This window comes from Pseudomonas fluorescens (assembly GCF_902497895.1).
Taxonomy (GTDB): domain Bacteria; phylum Pseudomonadota; class Gammaproteobacteria; order Pseudomonadales; family Pseudomonadaceae; genus Aquipseudomonas; species Aquipseudomonas fluorescens_BP.
Map to the genome: position 1 here is coordinate 1 of NZ_CABVHQ010000004.1, position 15102 is coordinate 15102.

12 protein-coding genes and 1 pseudogene are annotated in these 15102 nt (G+C 60.4%); 5 read left to right on the plus strand and 8 right to left on the minus strand.

Annotated features, from left to right (window positions below):
* Positions 1 to 465 (minus strand): M20/M25/M40 family metallo-hydrolase (locus F8N21_RS02750; RefSeq protein WP_150640658.1); only part of this gene is annotated, 465 nt, incomplete at its 3' end.
* 160 nt (positions 466 to 625) lie between these two features.
* On the opposite strand from F8N21_RS02750, the gene F8N21_RS02755 reads away from it, so the two are divergent.
* A complete protein-coding gene (locus F8N21_RS02755; RefSeq protein ID WP_150640659.1) occupies positions 626 to 1993 on the plus strand; it encodes an inorganic triphosphatase in 1368 nt (455 codons plus the stop codon).
* 90 nt (positions 1994 to 2083) lie between these two features.
* Here the strand turns inward: F8N21_RS02755 and F8N21_RS02760 are convergent, their stop codons facing one another.
* A complete protein-coding gene (locus tag F8N21_RS02760) occupies positions 2084 to 2548 on the minus strand; it encodes an Lrp/AsnC family transcriptional regulator (RefSeq protein WP_150640660.1) in 465 nt (154 codons plus the stop codon).
* A 125-nt stretch (positions 2549 to 2673) separates the two neighbouring features.
* Between F8N21_RS02760 and F8N21_RS02765 the strand changes: the two genes are divergently transcribed.
* From F8N21_RS02765 to F8N21_RS02775, 3 genes are all read left to right on the plus strand, one after another.
* Entirely contained in the window at positions 2674 to 3012 is a 339-nt protein-coding gene (locus F8N21_RS02765) for a hypothetical protein (RefSeq protein ID WP_150640661.1), read from the plus strand.
* Positions 3013 to 3153: 141 nt separating this feature from the next.
* Positions 3154 to 4932 carry a GspE/PulE family protein gene (locus F8N21_RS02770; RefSeq protein WP_150640662.1) on the plus strand — a complete coding sequence of 593 codons (1779 nt, stop codon included), beginning with the start codon at positions 3154 to 3156 and terminating at the stop codon, positions 4930 to 4932.
* A 230-nt stretch (positions 4933 to 5162) separates the two neighbouring features.
* The gene (locus tag F8N21_RS02775; protein WP_150640663.1) at positions 5163 to 5480 is read left to right on the plus strand and encodes a DUF2388 domain-containing protein; all 318 of its coding nucleotides are present in this window, start codon (positions 5163 to 5165) and stop codon (positions 5478 to 5480) included.
* A 271-nt stretch (positions 5481 to 5751) separates the two neighbouring features.
* Here the strand turns inward: F8N21_RS02775 and gcvP are convergent, their stop codons facing one another.
* The gene (gcvP, locus tag F8N21_RS02780; RefSeq protein ID WP_150640664.1) at positions 5752 to 8625 is read right to left on the minus strand and encodes an aminomethyl-transferring glycine dehydrogenase; all 2874 of its coding nucleotides are present in this window, start codon (positions 8623 to 8625) and stop codon (positions 5752 to 5754) included.
* 182 nt (positions 8626 to 8807) lie between these two features.
* Here gcvP and F8N21_RS02785 point away from each other — a divergent pair.
* Positions 8808 to 8943, plus strand: a pseudogene (locus tag F8N21_RS02785) (DegT/DnrJ/EryC1/StrS aminotransferase family protein); the annotation flags it as partial.
* Between the two features lie 241 nt (positions 8944 to 9184).
* Here F8N21_RS02785 and gcvH read toward each other — a convergent pair.
* The 5 genes from gcvH to F8N21_RS02810 form a co-directional block, all read right to left on the minus strand.
* A complete protein-coding gene (gcvH, locus tag F8N21_RS02790; protein ID WP_150640665.1) occupies positions 9185 to 9568 on the minus strand; it encodes a glycine cleavage system protein GcvH in 384 nt (127 codons plus the stop codon).
* A gap of 50 nt (positions 9569 to 9618) precedes the next feature.
* Complete coding sequence (gcvT, locus tag F8N21_RS02795) at positions 9619 to 10701, minus strand: glycine cleavage system aminomethyltransferase GcvT (protein ID WP_150640666.1); 1083 nt, start codon at positions 10699 to 10701, stop codon at positions 9619 to 9621.
* Between the two features lie 156 nt (positions 10702 to 10857).
* Positions 10858 to 12474 carry an ABC transporter permease gene (locus F8N21_RS02800; protein ID WP_150640667.1) on the minus strand — a complete coding sequence of 539 codons (1617 nt, stop codon included), beginning with the start codon at positions 12472 to 12474 and terminating at the stop codon, positions 10858 to 10860.
* Positions 12475 to 12630: 156 nt separating this feature from the next.
* Positions 12631 to 13632 (minus strand): extracellular solute-binding protein, encoded by a 1002-nt coding sequence (locus F8N21_RS02805; protein ID WP_150640668.1) that lies wholly within the window; start codon positions 13630 to 13632, stop codon positions 12631 to 12633.
* Between the two features lie 177 nt (positions 13633 to 13809).
* Complete coding sequence (locus tag F8N21_RS02810; protein ID WP_191624175.1) at positions 13810 to 15027, minus strand: 2-octaprenyl-3-methyl-6-methoxy-1,4-benzoquinol hydroxylase; 1218 nt, start codon at positions 15025 to 15027, stop codon at positions 13810 to 13812.
* Positions 15028 to 15102: the final 75 nt, after the last annotated feature.

The following is a 15102-nucleotide window of genomic DNA, read 5'->3' on the forward strand; positions in this document are numbered from 1 at the left end:
CCGGCCGGCGGCGGCCAGTGCCCGGGCACCGGCCATGGAGCTTTCTTCATCGCAGGTGGCAAGGATCATCAAGGGTTGCTTGAAGGGTTTGTCCAGTAACGGCAGGACGGCTTCGATGGCCAGAGCAAAAAAGCCCTTCATGTCGCAACTGCCCAGGCCTATCCAGCGACCGTCGACTTCGGTGAGTTTCAGCGGATCGGTCTGCCACAGCGCGCCGTCGAACGGCACCGTATCACTGTGCCCGGCCAACACCAGGCCGCCGGGGCCTGTGCCAAAGCTGGCGAGCAGGTTGAATTTGCCCGGATTGACCTGCTGGATCTCGCAGGCAAATCCCAGATCGCCGAGCCAGGTCGCCAGCAGGTCGATCACCGCACGATTGGATTGATTCAGGTTCGGCTGAGTACAGCTGACCGACGGTGCAGCGATCAGCGCAGCGAACTGATCTTTCATGGATGGCAAAGGCATGCGCGGTCTCCCAGTTCGCTGTTGTGAGCTCCATCATAGAGCCATCCGGCAGGCGGAATAAACCGTCGCGGCGCGTCGAGCCGGCTTGTCCTGTACACTGCACGGCCTTGGCAGCCACACATTCCCCCCGGCTGCGCTCCCGATCCTGGATTTTCCGGCCATGCAGAAAGAAACCGAAATCAAACTCCGCGTCAGCCGCGAAACCCTCGCCGCACTACGCGAGCATCCGCTACTGAAAAAACGCAACAAAAGTGGCTGGGAACGCCGTGAACTGATGAACCAGTACTTCGACACGCCAGAGCGCGATCTGGCCCAGGCCAAGGTTGCCCTGCGCCTGCGCCGCGATGGCGAAGAAGTGATCCAGACCCTCAAGACCCGCGGTCAAAGCATCGCCGGTCTGTCCGAGCGTAATGAGTACGACTGGAAGCTGCCCAAAGCCAAGCTCGACGTGAAAAAACTCGACGGCGAATGCTGGCCCGAGCAATTGGCTGAACTGGACAAGAAGACCCTCAAGCCGATCTTCACCACTGACTTCGTCCGCGAACGCGCGGAAATCGCCTGGGGTCGTGGCAAGGCCAAGGTGGTCATCGAAGCGGCGCTGGACCTGGGCCACGTGATCGTCGGCAAGCAGAAAGAAGAAATCTGCGAACTGGAACTGGAACTGCGCGAAGGCGAACCGGCGGCATTGCTGGAACTGGCCGCCGAACTGGCCGCCACCCTGGCGCTGATGCCGTGCGATATCAGCAAGGCCGAGCGGGGCTATCGCCTGTTTGATGCCAACAGCTATTCGCTGAGCCTGCCCGCGCCAAAGCTGACCACTGAACTGCCGCTGGACGAGGCTTTCGCCGCGTTGGGCTGGCACTTGCTGAGCAGCAGCCAGCGCCTGGCCGAGCAATACCGCTTCAATGGCCACTGGCGTCTGCTGCAGGACTGGGTCGATAACCTCGCTGAATTGCGCGCGTTGCTGGGCAGCCTCGGCCAGGCCGCGCCACGTCAATCGACCCACGACCTGCGGGTAGCGCTGGATGCCTTGCTGGAAGACTGGCGCCCCCTGGTGCAGGCCGGCCAGGACGACGAAGACGTGCGCAAAGCCGCGCCGGAACAGTTCGCCGAAGAGCTCGAAGACGTGCGCTGGGGTCTGTTCTCGCTGAACACTTCGCGCTGGTTGCTGGCCCGCACCTGGGCAGCCGACCGCAACACTCGGGGCAATCGCCAGGGCGCCGCGCAATTGGGCAACTGGTTGCCGCGTCTGCTGGCCGACGAAGCCGTCGCCCTGCAACTGTCGCGCTACCAGCAACAGCCGGAAGACCTGGCCGAACAATTGCCGCGCATCGAACGCATCCAGGCCTGGCTGCACCATGCGCGTAACGTGCTGGAAATCCCGGAACTCGATCGCTTGTACGGCGAACTGAAACAGCTGCAGCAACTGGCCAACGAGCCGATCACCGATGAAGCGCTCGATGCCCGCAAGCAGCAGGCGATTGTGGTGTTCCAGAATCGTGCCTGGAAGACACTGCTGCGTATGTAACATCGCAAAAAAGATCGCAGCCTTCGGCAGCTCCTACGGTGTATGCAATCCTTGTAGGAGCTGCCGCAGGCTGCGATCTTTGTTTCAGCGCTACACCGGCAAGCTCGTCGTGGATTTGATTTCGGACAAAGCCACGATCGAGTTGACCTCCTGTATCCCCGGGACCATCGACAGCTTCTCGAAGAAAAACCGCTCGTATGCCTCGATATCCGCGGTAACGATGCGCAGCAAGAAGTCCACAGACCCCATCAGCACATAACACTCCAGAACTTCCGGAAAGCCGCGAATCGCTTCGGTGAATTCAGTGAAATTGGAACGGCCGTGGGCGTTGAGTTTGATCTCGGCGAAAATCTGCGTGTTAAGACCGATTTTCTTGCGATCGAGCAACGTCACTTGCCCGCGAATCACCCCCTCTTCCTTGAGCCGTTGAATCCGTCGCCAGCACGGCGACTGCGATAACCCGACCTGTTCGGCGATCTGCGCACTGGAAAGCGAGGCGTCCTCCTGGAGCAGCGCCAGAATCCGCCGATCGTAAGCATCCAGCTCGCTATGCATATAAAAACCCTGAAAATAGATAATTACGAATTGTTCAATTCGATTTATGACGAATTAGCCTCATCATAGATAAGAAATACCCGCGACAGCATGTAAAAATTTCTCCAGTGATTTGGAGAACCAGCATGCCCCCTCTCGAAGCTGTCAGCACCACCCCGACCCGCGCCGATGTATGGAACGTCAGCAACGCTCATTGCCGAGTGCACTATCAACTTCTGGCGGAAGCCGAACCGGATCTGCTGTGCCGGGTGCTTAACCATTTCGCCCTGCAATTTCTGATTCCGCAGCAGGTCAACGTGCTGCAACAGGACGATTTACTGTCGATCGACGTGGTGCTCGACGGGCTGAGCTGGCACCGCGCCCAGGTGATTGCTGAAAAACTCCGTAATTTGATCAGCGTCTGCTCGGTGGATTTGCAACCTGCTGAATCTGCATGGGCTCAGCCCGCACAGGCGGCCGGCTGAAGCCTGTCGGCAAAAACTCGCAACGGCTTGGTTCGGTAACGGCCGAACGGTCGGTTCATCCGGGGACTATTCTTGGCAATCGGTGGTCAGAGACGCACACGTCTCAACCGCTAGTTGCAGGATCGTTCAAAAGGAACCCGCATGTCCGTCCCCCTCCTCACTCAGGATCGCTGGCTCGATCTCAATGATCTGCTGCGTGAACTGGTCGCCCAGGGCTTTATCAGCCAGGATTGTGCCGAACACGCATTGACCACCCGACGCAACGCCGTCAACAGCAAGCTCCACCCGCTGGAATTCCTCGCCAACCAGCAGTTCGAAGACCTCAGTCGACCCGGCAAGCAGCTCGATCTGGAAAGCCTGACCCTGTGGCTCGCGCAGCAGGCCGGTCAGCCTTACTTGCGCATCGACCCGCTGAAGATCAATGTCGCAGGCATCACCCCGCTGATGTCCTATGCCTTTGCCCAGCGTCACAAGATCCTCGCCGTTTCGATCGATCGCGACGCGGTGACCGTGGCCAGCGCGCAGCCCTACGTCACCGCTTGGGAAGCCGATCTGACCCACGTCCTGAAGCTGCCGATCAAACGCGTGGTGGCCAACCCGGCAGACATCCAGCGCTTTACCGTGGAGTTTTTCCGCCTGGCCAAGTCGGTCAGCGGCGCCAACTCTGATCAGAAAATGAACACCCTGGGCAACTTCGAACAGTTGCTCAACCTCGGTGCCAGCGACCAGGAGCCGGACGCCAATGACGCGCACATCGTCAATATCGTCGACTGGCTGTTCCAGTACGCCTTCCAGCAACGCGCCAGCGATATCCATATCGAACCCCGCCGAGAGCAAGGCACCGTGCGCTTTCGTATCGACGGCGTGCTGCACAATGTCTATCAATTTCCCCCACAAGTGACCATGGCCATCGTCAGCCGCCTGAAAAGCCTGGGCCGGATGAACGTCGCGGAAAAGCGCAAACCCCAGGACGGCCGGGTCAAGACCAAAACCCCGGACGGCGGCGAAGTCGAGCTGCGCCTGTCGACCCTGCCAACGGCCTTTGGCGAAAAAATGGTCATGCGGATTTTCGATCCGGAAGTGCTGCTCAAGGACTTCGACCAGCTGGGCTTCTCGGGCGAAGACCTGCGCCGCTGGCAAGACATGACCCGCCAGCCCAACGGCATCATCCTGGTCACCGGCCCGACCGGCTCGGGCAAGACCACCACGCTCTATACCACCCTGAAGAAACTGGCAACGCCCGAAGTCAATCTCTGCACCATCGAAGACCCGATCGAAATGGTCGAGCCGGCGTTCAACCAGATGCAGGTCCAGCACAACATCGACCTGACCTTTGCCAGCGGTATACGGGCGCTGATGCGTCAGGACCCGGACATCATCATGATCGGTGAAATCCGCGACCTGGAAACCGCGGAAATGGCGATCCAGGCCGCACTCACCGGGCACCTGGTGCTGTCGACGCTGCACACCAACGACGCGCCGAGCGCCATCAGCCGTCTGTTGGAGCTCGGTGTGCCGCATTACCTGATCAAGGCCACCGTACTCGGGGTCATGGCCCAGCGGCTGGTGCGTACCCTTTGCCCACACTGCAAAGCGCCAGTGAGCCTGGGCGACGAAGACTGGCAGACCCTGACCCGGCCCTGGCAAGCACCGCTGCCGACCAATGCCCAGCGGGCAATCGGTTGCCTGGAATGCCGCGACACAGGTTACCGCGGGCGTGCCGGGGTCTACGAAATCATGCTGATGAGCGACAGCGTCAAAGCGCTGATCCACCGGGACACCGACCTGCTGGCTGTGCGTCACCAGGCATTCAAGGAAGGCATGCGCAGCCTGCGGTTATCCGGCGCGCAGAAAGTCGCGGCTGGCTTGACCACCATCGAGGAAGTGCTGCGCGTAACTCCCCAGAGTGAGCTGAAATAACGACGTGGCCGAGGATGGTCGTCAGGCCGCCTTCCTGGAAGCCAAAGCCCCCGGCCGCAGACGGAGTCTGGATAGCCAAAGGGCTGGGCGCACCTGTCGGCTCCCGTGTGCGAATTATCGGACAGAAGGGGGTAATCATTCAGGTAGAACCCGTCGATTGAGGGTAATGGAACTCAATTGGGCTACCGAGCATCCAAGACTTCAGATAACCCACGTTGGAGTCACCCATAATGCGTCTTAAACTTGCTGTCGCTACCCTGGCCTTGCTTTCCCTTCCTGTTGGTTCGGCAATGGCCGACAGCTTCTGGCGTAACGTTATTTCCTCAGGTGCGACCACAGGTTCTACCTACCTGACCTTCAAGGATCACAAGCTGATGGTCGCCGCCCAGGACGATGCCGGCAGCTTCGTCGCCAGCGATGGTGGTATTCGTGGCCCGTATCTGGAAGCTGCGATGCAGAAAGTTCGCGCCGACAACCCGGGCTTGCAGGCTACCGACATGGAACTGGCCAACGCGATTCTGGCGAAGAATGCCGTAGCCCAGCAGTGATCTGCTGCTCTGCCGAATAAAAAATGCCGCTCCCTGGAGCGGCATTTTTTTGCCCCTTTGATGCTAGGCAATCATGGTGATCAATTGTGGCGAGGGAGCTTGCTCCCGCTGGGGCGCGCAGCGGCCCTGAAATCTGCAACTGCGGTTTTTCAGATAGAACGCATGCACAGGTTTTACGACTGCTTCGCAGTCGAGCGGGAGCAAGCTCCCTCGCCACAGGTTCTCCATTCGGCACCAACGACCGGTATCAGGGCAAGCCCCCACCTTTGACTCAACGATACGCATCCACCGGCACACAAGCACAAAACAGATTGCGGTCGCCATAGACATTGTCGACGCGATTCACCGTCGGCCAGTATTTATGGGCCTTGGTGTGAACGCTGGGGGTGACTGCCTGTTCGATGGTGTAGGGCCGTTCCCAGACGCCGGTAATATCCGCCAGGGTGTGGGGCGAACGTTTCAACGGGTTGTCTTCACCCGGCCAGGTACCGTTCTGCACCTGGGATATTTCCGCACGAATACTCAACATCGCTTCAATGAACCGATCCAGTTCAGCCTTGGACTCGCTCTCGGTCGGCTCGACCATCAACGTACCTGGCACCGGGAACGACATGGTCGGCGCGTGAAAGCCATAGTCCATCAAACGCTTGGCCACGTCCTCTTCACTGATCCCGGTTTGAGCCTTGAGCGGTCGCAGATCGAGAATGCATTCGTGGGCCACCCGGCCATTACGCCCGGTATAGAGCACCGGGAAGGCTCCGCTCAGATGCTCGGCCAAATAATTTGCAGCGAGAATCGCCACCTCGCTGGCGTCCGCCAATTGCGGTCCCATCATGGCGATGTACATCCAGCTGATCGGCAGAATGCTCGCGCTGCCCCAGGGCGCCGCACTGACTGCGCCGTTCTCCGGCAGCGGGCCTTCGATCGGCACCACTGGGTGATTGGCGACGAACGGTGCCAGATGCGCCCGCACGCCAATCGGCCCCATGCCGGGACCGCCGCCGCCATGGGGGATGCAGAAGGTCTTGTGCAAATTCATGTGGGATACGTCAGCGCCGATATCCGCTGGCCGGGCCAGCCCGACCTGGGCGTTAAGGTTGGCGCCGTCCATGTACACCTGGCCGCCGTGGCTGTGGACAACTTCGCAGATCTCGCTGATGCCTTCTTCATACACGCCATGGGTCGACGGGTAGGTCACCATCAGACAGGAGAGCTTTTCGCCGGCGCCCAGGGCCTTGGCTTTCAGGTCGTCCAGATCAACGTTGCCGGCATCGTCGCACTCGACGATGACCACCTGCATGCCCGCCATCTGCGCCGAAGCCGGGTTGGTACCGTGGGCAGACGCCGGGATCAGGCAAATGTTGCGCGCGCCCTGCTGGCGGCTCTCATGGTATTTGCGGATCGCCAGCAACCCGGCGTACTCGCCCTGGGCGCCGGAGTTGGGCTGCATGCAGATGGCATCGAAGCCGGTGATCGCGCATAGCCAGCGCTCCAGCTCCCTGATCATCAGTGAATAGCCCACCGCCTGTTCGGTCGGCGCGAACGGGTGCAGATTGGCAAAGCCCGGCCAGGTGATCGGGATCATCTCGCTGCTGGCATTGAGCTTCATGGTGCAGGAGCCCAGCGGGATCATCGACTGGTTGAGTGACAGGTCCTTGTTTTCCAGCTGCTTGAGGTAGCGCAGCATCTCGGTTTCGCTGTGATGGGCACTGAATACCGGATGGCTCAGATAAGGCGAGCTGCGCAGCAGTTCAGCCGGGATGCCCGAGACCAATGGCTCGGCATCCAGCTCAGCGACATCAAGCCCGTGGTCGGCGCCGAGGAAGATATCGAACAACCGCGCCACCATGGTTTCATCACAGGTTTCATCGAGGCTCAGGCCCAACTGGCCACGGCCGAGAATCCGCAGATTGATCTGCGCAGCCTTGGCGCTTTCGATAATCGCTGTCTGGCTGCCGCCGACTTCCAGAGTCAAGGTGTCGAAGAACTGCGTGTTAAGCCGTGTAATACCGTTGCGCTCAAGACCGGCCGCCAGAATGCAGGTCAGTCGGTGAACCCGTTGGGCAATGCGTTTGAGTCCCTCCGGACCGTGATAGACCGCATAGAAGCTGGCGATGTTGGCCAGCAGCACCTGCGCGGTACAGATGTTCGAGTTGGCCTTCTCCCGGCGGATATGCTGCTCGCGGGTCTGCAGCGCCATACGTAGCGCAACATTGCCCCGTGCATCCTTGGAAACGCCGATGATCCGCCCGGGAATCGCCCGTTTGAACTCATCACGACTGGCAAAAAACGCTGCATGAGGGCCGCCGTACCCCATGGGCACACCAAATCGCTGGGACGAACCAAACACTACATCGGCCCCTAGCTCGCCTGGTGGGGTCAACAGCAACAAGCTAAGCAGATCAGCCGAGACACAGGCCAGCGCCTGCTGCGCATGCAACTGATCGATCAGCGGCCGCAAGTTGCGGATTTCACCGTGGGTGTCCGGGTACTGCAACAGCGCACCGAACACCTGGTGGTTGGCAAGATTATCCACAGCATCGATCACCAGCTCGAAGCCGAACCCTTCGGCCCGGGTCTGGACCACGGAAATAGTCTGTGGATGGCAATTTTCGTCGACGAAAAACAGATTGCTTCTGGACTTGGCCACGCGCTTGGCCAGCGCCATGGCCTCCGCTGCCGCCGTGGCTTCATCCAACAGCGATGCGTTGGCCAGCTCCAGGCCGGTGAGGTCGATGGTCAGTTGCTGGAAATTCAGTAACGCTTCGAGCCGCCCCTGGGCAATTTCCGGCTGATAGGGTGTGTAGGCGGTGTACCAACCGGGATTTTCCAGCACGTTACGCAGGATCACCGTCGGCGTCAGGGTGCCGTGATAACCCATGCCGATCAGACTGGTCCAGACCTGGTTCTGCTCGGCATAACCTCTGAGTTTGGCCAGTGCGGCTTCTTCATCCAGAGCGGGTAGCAGATCCAGTTCGCGGTTGAATCGAATGCAGGGCGGCACTGTCTGCTCGATCAACTCGACCCGACTGGCGAGCCCGAGGCTGTCGAGCATGGCCTGTTGCTCGGCGCAATCGGGTCCCAAATGGCGCCGCAGGAAGGCGTTGGGGTCGCGTAACTGGCTCAAGGACGGCAGCTGGGACATGACGGGCTCTCTTCTTGAATGGCGCTCGGCGTCGATGCAATACGGTCAAAGCAGCATAGCAGTCGATCCGAGGGTCGACGGCATGGGGTCTTTGGCCAAGCGGTACCATTATGCTCAGCGTCTGAGAGCGCGCTGCGGGTGCTGGAAGACGCCGCACAAGCCTTGGGCTCGAGCTGAACGGCCGTGCGCACGGTTTCACGGAGGGCATGTTCCCGGTCGCGGAACGTGTGGGTCGTCTCGCTGCCGATGTTCTCGGCCATGAGCAAGAGTGATGTCGAGCGTTCGGTGGCGGCGGTCAAGGCTGTGCTGCAGCCGTAATCGCTGCCTGCATCTGTAGGAGCTGCCGCAGGCTGCGATCTTTTGATCTTTCTAACGGACACGCGTTTTCCGAACAAAGATCAAAAGATCGCAGCCTTCGGCAGCTCCTACGGTGGAAGGGTTTAACAAATCCCGTGTAGGAGCTGGCGGAGCCTGCGATCTTTTCGGCGGTCGGTGGAGTGTCGCGGCTGACACCAAGATCAAAAGATCGCAGCCTTCGGCAGCTCCTACGGGGCGAGCATTACTCGCCGATGGCGCTCTTGTACTTTTCTGCGTCGAGCAACTTGTCCAGCTCAGTGGTATCAGTTGGTTCAAGTTTGAAGAACCAGCTGTCGTAGGGCGCGCTGTTGACCAGTTCCGGGTTGTTGGCCAAGTCTTCGTTAACGGCGGTGACTGTACCGGAGACCGGCGAGTAGATATCGGATGCGGCCTTGACCGACTCGACTACACCCGCAGTGTCACCGGCAGCGAAGACTTTGCCGATTTCCGGCAATTCGACGAATACGACGTCACCCAAGGCTTCCTGAGCATGGTCGGAAATACCCACTTTCACGCCGCCATCCTCGTCCAGACGGGCCCATTCGTGACTTTCGGCAAAACGCAGATCGACTGGGATCTCGCTCATATTCTGTGTCCTCAAGAAAAATGTCAGCGGTTGATTGCCGCCAGAAAAAGTTAGATCAAGGCTTTGCCATGACGCACAAAGGTCGGTTTTACCACCCGAACCGGGTACCACTTGCCACGGATTTCCACTTCTGCACGGTCGGCGGTAGCCATAGGCACCCGCGCCAGTGCGATCGACTTGCTAAGCGTAGGAGAGAAACTACCACTGGTGATCTCCCCTTCGCCAACATCGGCGATGCGAACTACCTGGTGAGCACGCAATACACCACGCTCCTCCAGCACCAGCCCGACCAGTTTCTGCTGCACTCCCCCAGCTCGTTCGGCTTCCAGCGCGGTGCGACCGATAAACTGACGAGCGGCAGGTTCCCAGGCAATGCTGCAGGCCATATTGGCGGCCAGCGGTGAGACGTCCTGGTGAATATCCTGGCCATACAGATTCATCCCGGCTTCAAGTCGCAGGGTATCGCGGGCACCGAGGCCGATAGGGGAAATGCCCGCACCGACCAGATCGTTGAAGAACGCCGGTGCCTGATCAGCCGGCAGGATGATTTCCAGACCATCTTCACCGGTATAACCGGTTCGGGCGATGAACCAGTCGCCGGCGGCCCGAGCTTCAAAAGGCTTCAGCTGCTGGATCAACGTCCCACGAGCCTGGCTGACCAGCTCGGCAATCTTGTTCCGGGCCTGCGGGCCTTGTATCGCCAGCATCGCCAACTCCGGGCGCTCCTGCAACTGCACCCGGTAATCGCCAAGCTGAGCCTGCATCCAGGCCATGTCCTGATCACGGGTGGCAGCATTCACCACCAGACGGTAACCAGCCTCGGTACGATAGACGATCATGTCATCGACTACCCCGCCGCGCTCATTGAGCATGGCGCTATACAGGGCACAGCCAATGCTGTGCAGACGTTCGACATCATTGGCCAGTAAATACTGGAGCCAGGTCTTGGCCTGGGGGCCGTCGACATCGATGACGGTCATATGGGATACATCGAAAACCCCGCAATCGCGGCGCACCTGATGGTGCTCTTCGACTTGCGAGCCATAATGCAAAGGCATATCCCAACCGCCAAAATCGACCATCTTCGCGCCGAGAGCGAGATGAAGGTCATACAGAGGCGTACGCTGTCCCATGGGTTTCTCCTTCCGGGCGTGGCGAAGGTGCGGACAGGTGCTGTACAGAGTGAAAGCCTCTAAATATATGGCTTTCAGCCTATTTCAGTCACCCGGTCTGATAGACGGACCGCACCGAATGCCGCGCATTGTAGCCGCAAGGTGTAGGACTGGCACCTAGCCTGTTCGATGAGCGGAACGCCGGATCAATCCGATGACCGGTAACAGCCCGACCAGGACCAGTGTCAAGGCTGGCAGCGATGCCCGCGACCACTCGCCTTCACTGGTCATTTCGAAGATTCGTACGGCCAGCGTATCCCAGCCGAACGGGCGCATCAGCAGGGTGGCGGGCATTTCCTTGAGCACATCGACAAACACCAGCAACGCGGCGCTCAAGGTGCCTGGCAGCAGCAATGGCAGATACACTTTGCAAAACAGTCGTGGCCCACTGACCCCCAAACTGCGGGCTGCTTCGGGTAATGAAGGTCGGATCCGCCCCAGGCTGTTTTCCAGCGGCCCGTAGGCTACCGCAATGAATCGCACCAGATACGCCAGCAACAACGCCGACAAGCTGCCCAGCAGCAAGGGTTTTCCCGCGCCCCCCAGCCAGGCCGACAGCGGGATCACCAGTTCGCGGTCCAGATAGCTGAAGGCGAGCATGATCGAGACGGCGAGCACCGAGCCCGGCAAGGCATAACCCAGATTGGCCACACTGATACCAGAGCGAATGGCCCGGGTCGGGGCCAGTCGTCGGGCAAATGCCAGCAACAAGGCCACGCTCACCGTGATCAAGGCCGCTATGCCGCCGAGGTACAGCGTGTGCACGATCAGCCCGGCATATCGCTCATCGAGATCGAAACGTCCGCGCTGCCAGAACCAGACCACCAGCTGCAGCAGCGGAATCACGAAGGCACAGGCAAACACCAGGCCGCACCAGCTGCTGGCGGCCAACGCCTTGAACCCGCGCAGGTGATACAGCGCCTTGCCCCGGGGGCGCTCATTACTCCCCCGGCTGGCGCCGCGCGCCCGACGTTCGCCGTACAACACCAGCATGACCGCCAGCAGCAACAGACTGGCCAGTTGCGCCGCGCTGGAGAGACTGAAGAAGCCGTACCAGGTCTTGTAGATGGCCGTGGTGAAGGTGTCGAAATTGAACACTGCCACCGCGCCGAAATCCGCCAGGGTCTCCATCAGCGCCAGGGCTACGCCCGCACCGATGGCCGGCCGCGCCATGGGCAGCGCCACGCGCCAGAACGCCTGCCAGGGTGATTGACCGAGCACCCGCGCCGCCTCCATCAGACCTTTGCCTTGGGCGATAAATGCGGTGCGCGCGAGCAAATAGACGTAGGGGTAGAACACCAGCACCAGCACCAGGATCACCCCGCCGGTGGAGCGTACCGGCGGCAGGCGCAAACCCGTGCCGAACCATTCGCGCAACTGGCTTTGCAGCGGGCCGGAAAAATCCAGCAGACCGACGAAGACAAACGCCAGCACATAGGCCGGAATGGCAAACGGTAGCATCAGCGCCCAATCCAGCCAGCGCCGTCCGGGAAAGTCGCAGAGGCTGGTCAACCAGGCCAGGCTGACACCCAACAGCGTCACGCCGACCCCGACACCCAGCACCAGCGTCAGCGTATTGGCGAGCAAGCGCGGCATCTGGGTTTGCCACAGGTGCGACCAGATCTGCTGGTCAATCGACTGCCACGCCAGCAGCAGCACGCTCAGCGGCAACAGAACCAGCGCGGCAACGGCAAAGACCAGCGGATACCAACGACGTTGGGCGGGATGGGCCACGAAAAGCTCTCTGGGGGAATCAGCAAAAGTGTATGCAAGCCGCAAAAGATCGCAGCCTGCGGCAGCTCCTACAGGAACCTCGCTTCACCCATCATTTGTGAATGTACGCGTTCGGTGTAGGAGCTGCCGCAGGCTGCGATCTTTAAGGTCTCGGACTCAGTTCCAGCCAGCACGGTCCATCAAGCGAATGGCCTCGGCCTGACGCTTGCCAGCCACTTCCACTGGCAAGGTATCGGCCACGAACTTGCCCCAACCCGCTACTTCAGCCGACGGCTGCACACTTGGGTTGGCCGGGAACTCCTGATTGATGTCGGCGAAGATCCGCTGTGCTTCTGGTGTGGTCATCCACTCCACCAGCGCCTTGGCCGCTTCCGGGTGCGGTGCGTGCCTGGTCAGGCCTATGCCGGACAGGTTGACGTGTACGCCACGGTCGGCCTGGTTCGGCCAGAACAGTTTTACCGCCAGATCAGGCTTCTGCTTGTGCAGACGGCCGTAGTAGTAGGTGTTGACGATGCCAACGTCACATTGCCCGGCGTTGATTGCTTCGAGCACCGCGACGTCATCGGAGAACACATCGGTAGACAGGTTGTTGACCCAGCCTTTGAGGATTTTTTCGGTCTTTTGCGCACCATGGGTTTCGATCATCGTGGCGGTCAGCGACTGGTTGTAGACCTTTTTCGCCGTGCGCAAGCACAAGCGGCCTTCCCACTGCTTATCGGCCAACGCCTCGTAAGTACTCAGGTCCGCCGGTTTTACCCGGGCAGTGGAATAGGCAATAGTCCGCGCCCGCAGGCTCAAACCGGTCCACTGATGGGCGGACGAACGGTATTGAAGCGGGATATTGGCGTCGATCACCTTGGAGGTGAAGGGTTGCAGGATGCCCATTTGCTCGGCTTGCCAGAGGTTACCGGCATCGACGGTGAGCAGCAGGTCAGCGCTGGCGTTTTCGCCCTCGGCCTTGATCCGCTGCATCAACGGCGCTTCCTTGTCGGTGATGAATTTCACCTGGACGCCGGTTTTCTGGGTGTAGGCATCGAACACCGGCTTGATCAGCTCATCGATCCGCGAGGAGTAGACCACCACTTCATCGGCCGCCTGGGCCGTGCTACCGATGAGTGTGAGTGCCAGGGCAGTCAGTAGACGCTTCGGTGCCAGCATGAGGGCGGTCTCTCGCAATAAAGGAAAATGAAATGATAGTGACTCGGATTTAGCTTCTCAACCGAACAGTTCGCCGAGGAGTTACCAGATGTTGCTGCAGGAGCTGCCGAAGGCTGCGATCTTTTCCGGCGCACCACTGATTGCCGAAGAGCAAAAGATCGCAGCCTGCGGCAGCTCCTACGCCTTGGCCAGCTCCGGCAAATCTCCGCTCAGCCCCAGCGCCTGGCGCACGAACAACGCCTTGGCCTCAGGCATCTGGTCGACCATCTTCAAGCCGGTGTTACGCAACCAGCGCAGTGGCAAAGGATCCGCCTGGAACAACCGCTCCAGCCCTTCCATCGCCGCCATCAACGCCAGATTGTGAGGCATGCGTCGACGCTCGTAACGGCTGAGCACTTTTACATCCGCCAGGCGCTCGCCGCGGCTGGCCGCTTGCAGGAGCACTTCGGCCAGTACCGCGGCGTCGAGGAAGCCGAGGTTGACCCCCTGCCCGGCCAACGGGTGAATGGTATGGGCAGCATCGCCGATCAACGCCAGGCCTTCGGCCACATAGCGCTTGGCGTGACGCTGGCGCAGCGGCACACAAAGTCGCGGGTCGGCGCTCACCACCGTGCCCAGCCGGCCTTCGAAGGCCCGTTCCAGCTCGCGGCAAAAGGTTTCATCGTCCAGCGCCATCAGGCGTTCGGCTTCAGTCGGGGTGGTCGACCAGACGATCGAGCACCAATCGTGCTGGCCGTCGCGCTCCAGCGGCAAGAAGGCCAGCGGCCCATAGTCGGTAAACCGTTGCCAGGCGGTCATCTGGTGGGGCTGAGCACTGCGCACGCTGGTGACGATGGCGTGATGCAGGTAATCCCACTCACGGGTCGCGCAACCGGTCAGACGGCGCACCGCCGAGTTGGCACCGTCTGCCGCGATCACCAAAGGTGCACGCAACATTCGGCCATCGGCCAGGGTCAGCAGCCAGTCGTCGCCGGAGCGGCGCATCTGCTCCAGTCGCGCATTGGCCAGCAAGCCCAAATCACAGTCGTGCAAACGCTCGAGCAGGGCATCCTGGACCACACGGTTCTCGACGATATGCCCGAGTACTTTGGCGTGCACGCTGGCCGCCGAGAAATGGATCTGCCCGGTGCCGCTGCCGTCCCATACCTGCATTTCGGTATAAGGACTGGTGCGCCGTTCAGCGATGCCGTCCCAGACCCCCAGACGCTCGAGGATCCGCTGGCTGGCTGCCGACAAGGCGCTCACCCGCGGTTCAAACGGTGCCTGCGCATCAAAGGGTTTGACGCTCAACGGGCTGCCATCGAGCAGCAGCACCTCAAGCCCGCTGTTCTGCAGCGCCAGCGCCAAGGCGCTCCCGACCATTCCGGCCCCGACAATCAGCAGATCTGCGCGCAATTCCATGCTTTAAGCCTGTCTCGTTTGCGGCTTGAGCCGCACGTAAAAGGGTTTATCGAGCCGCGCCACCCGCGT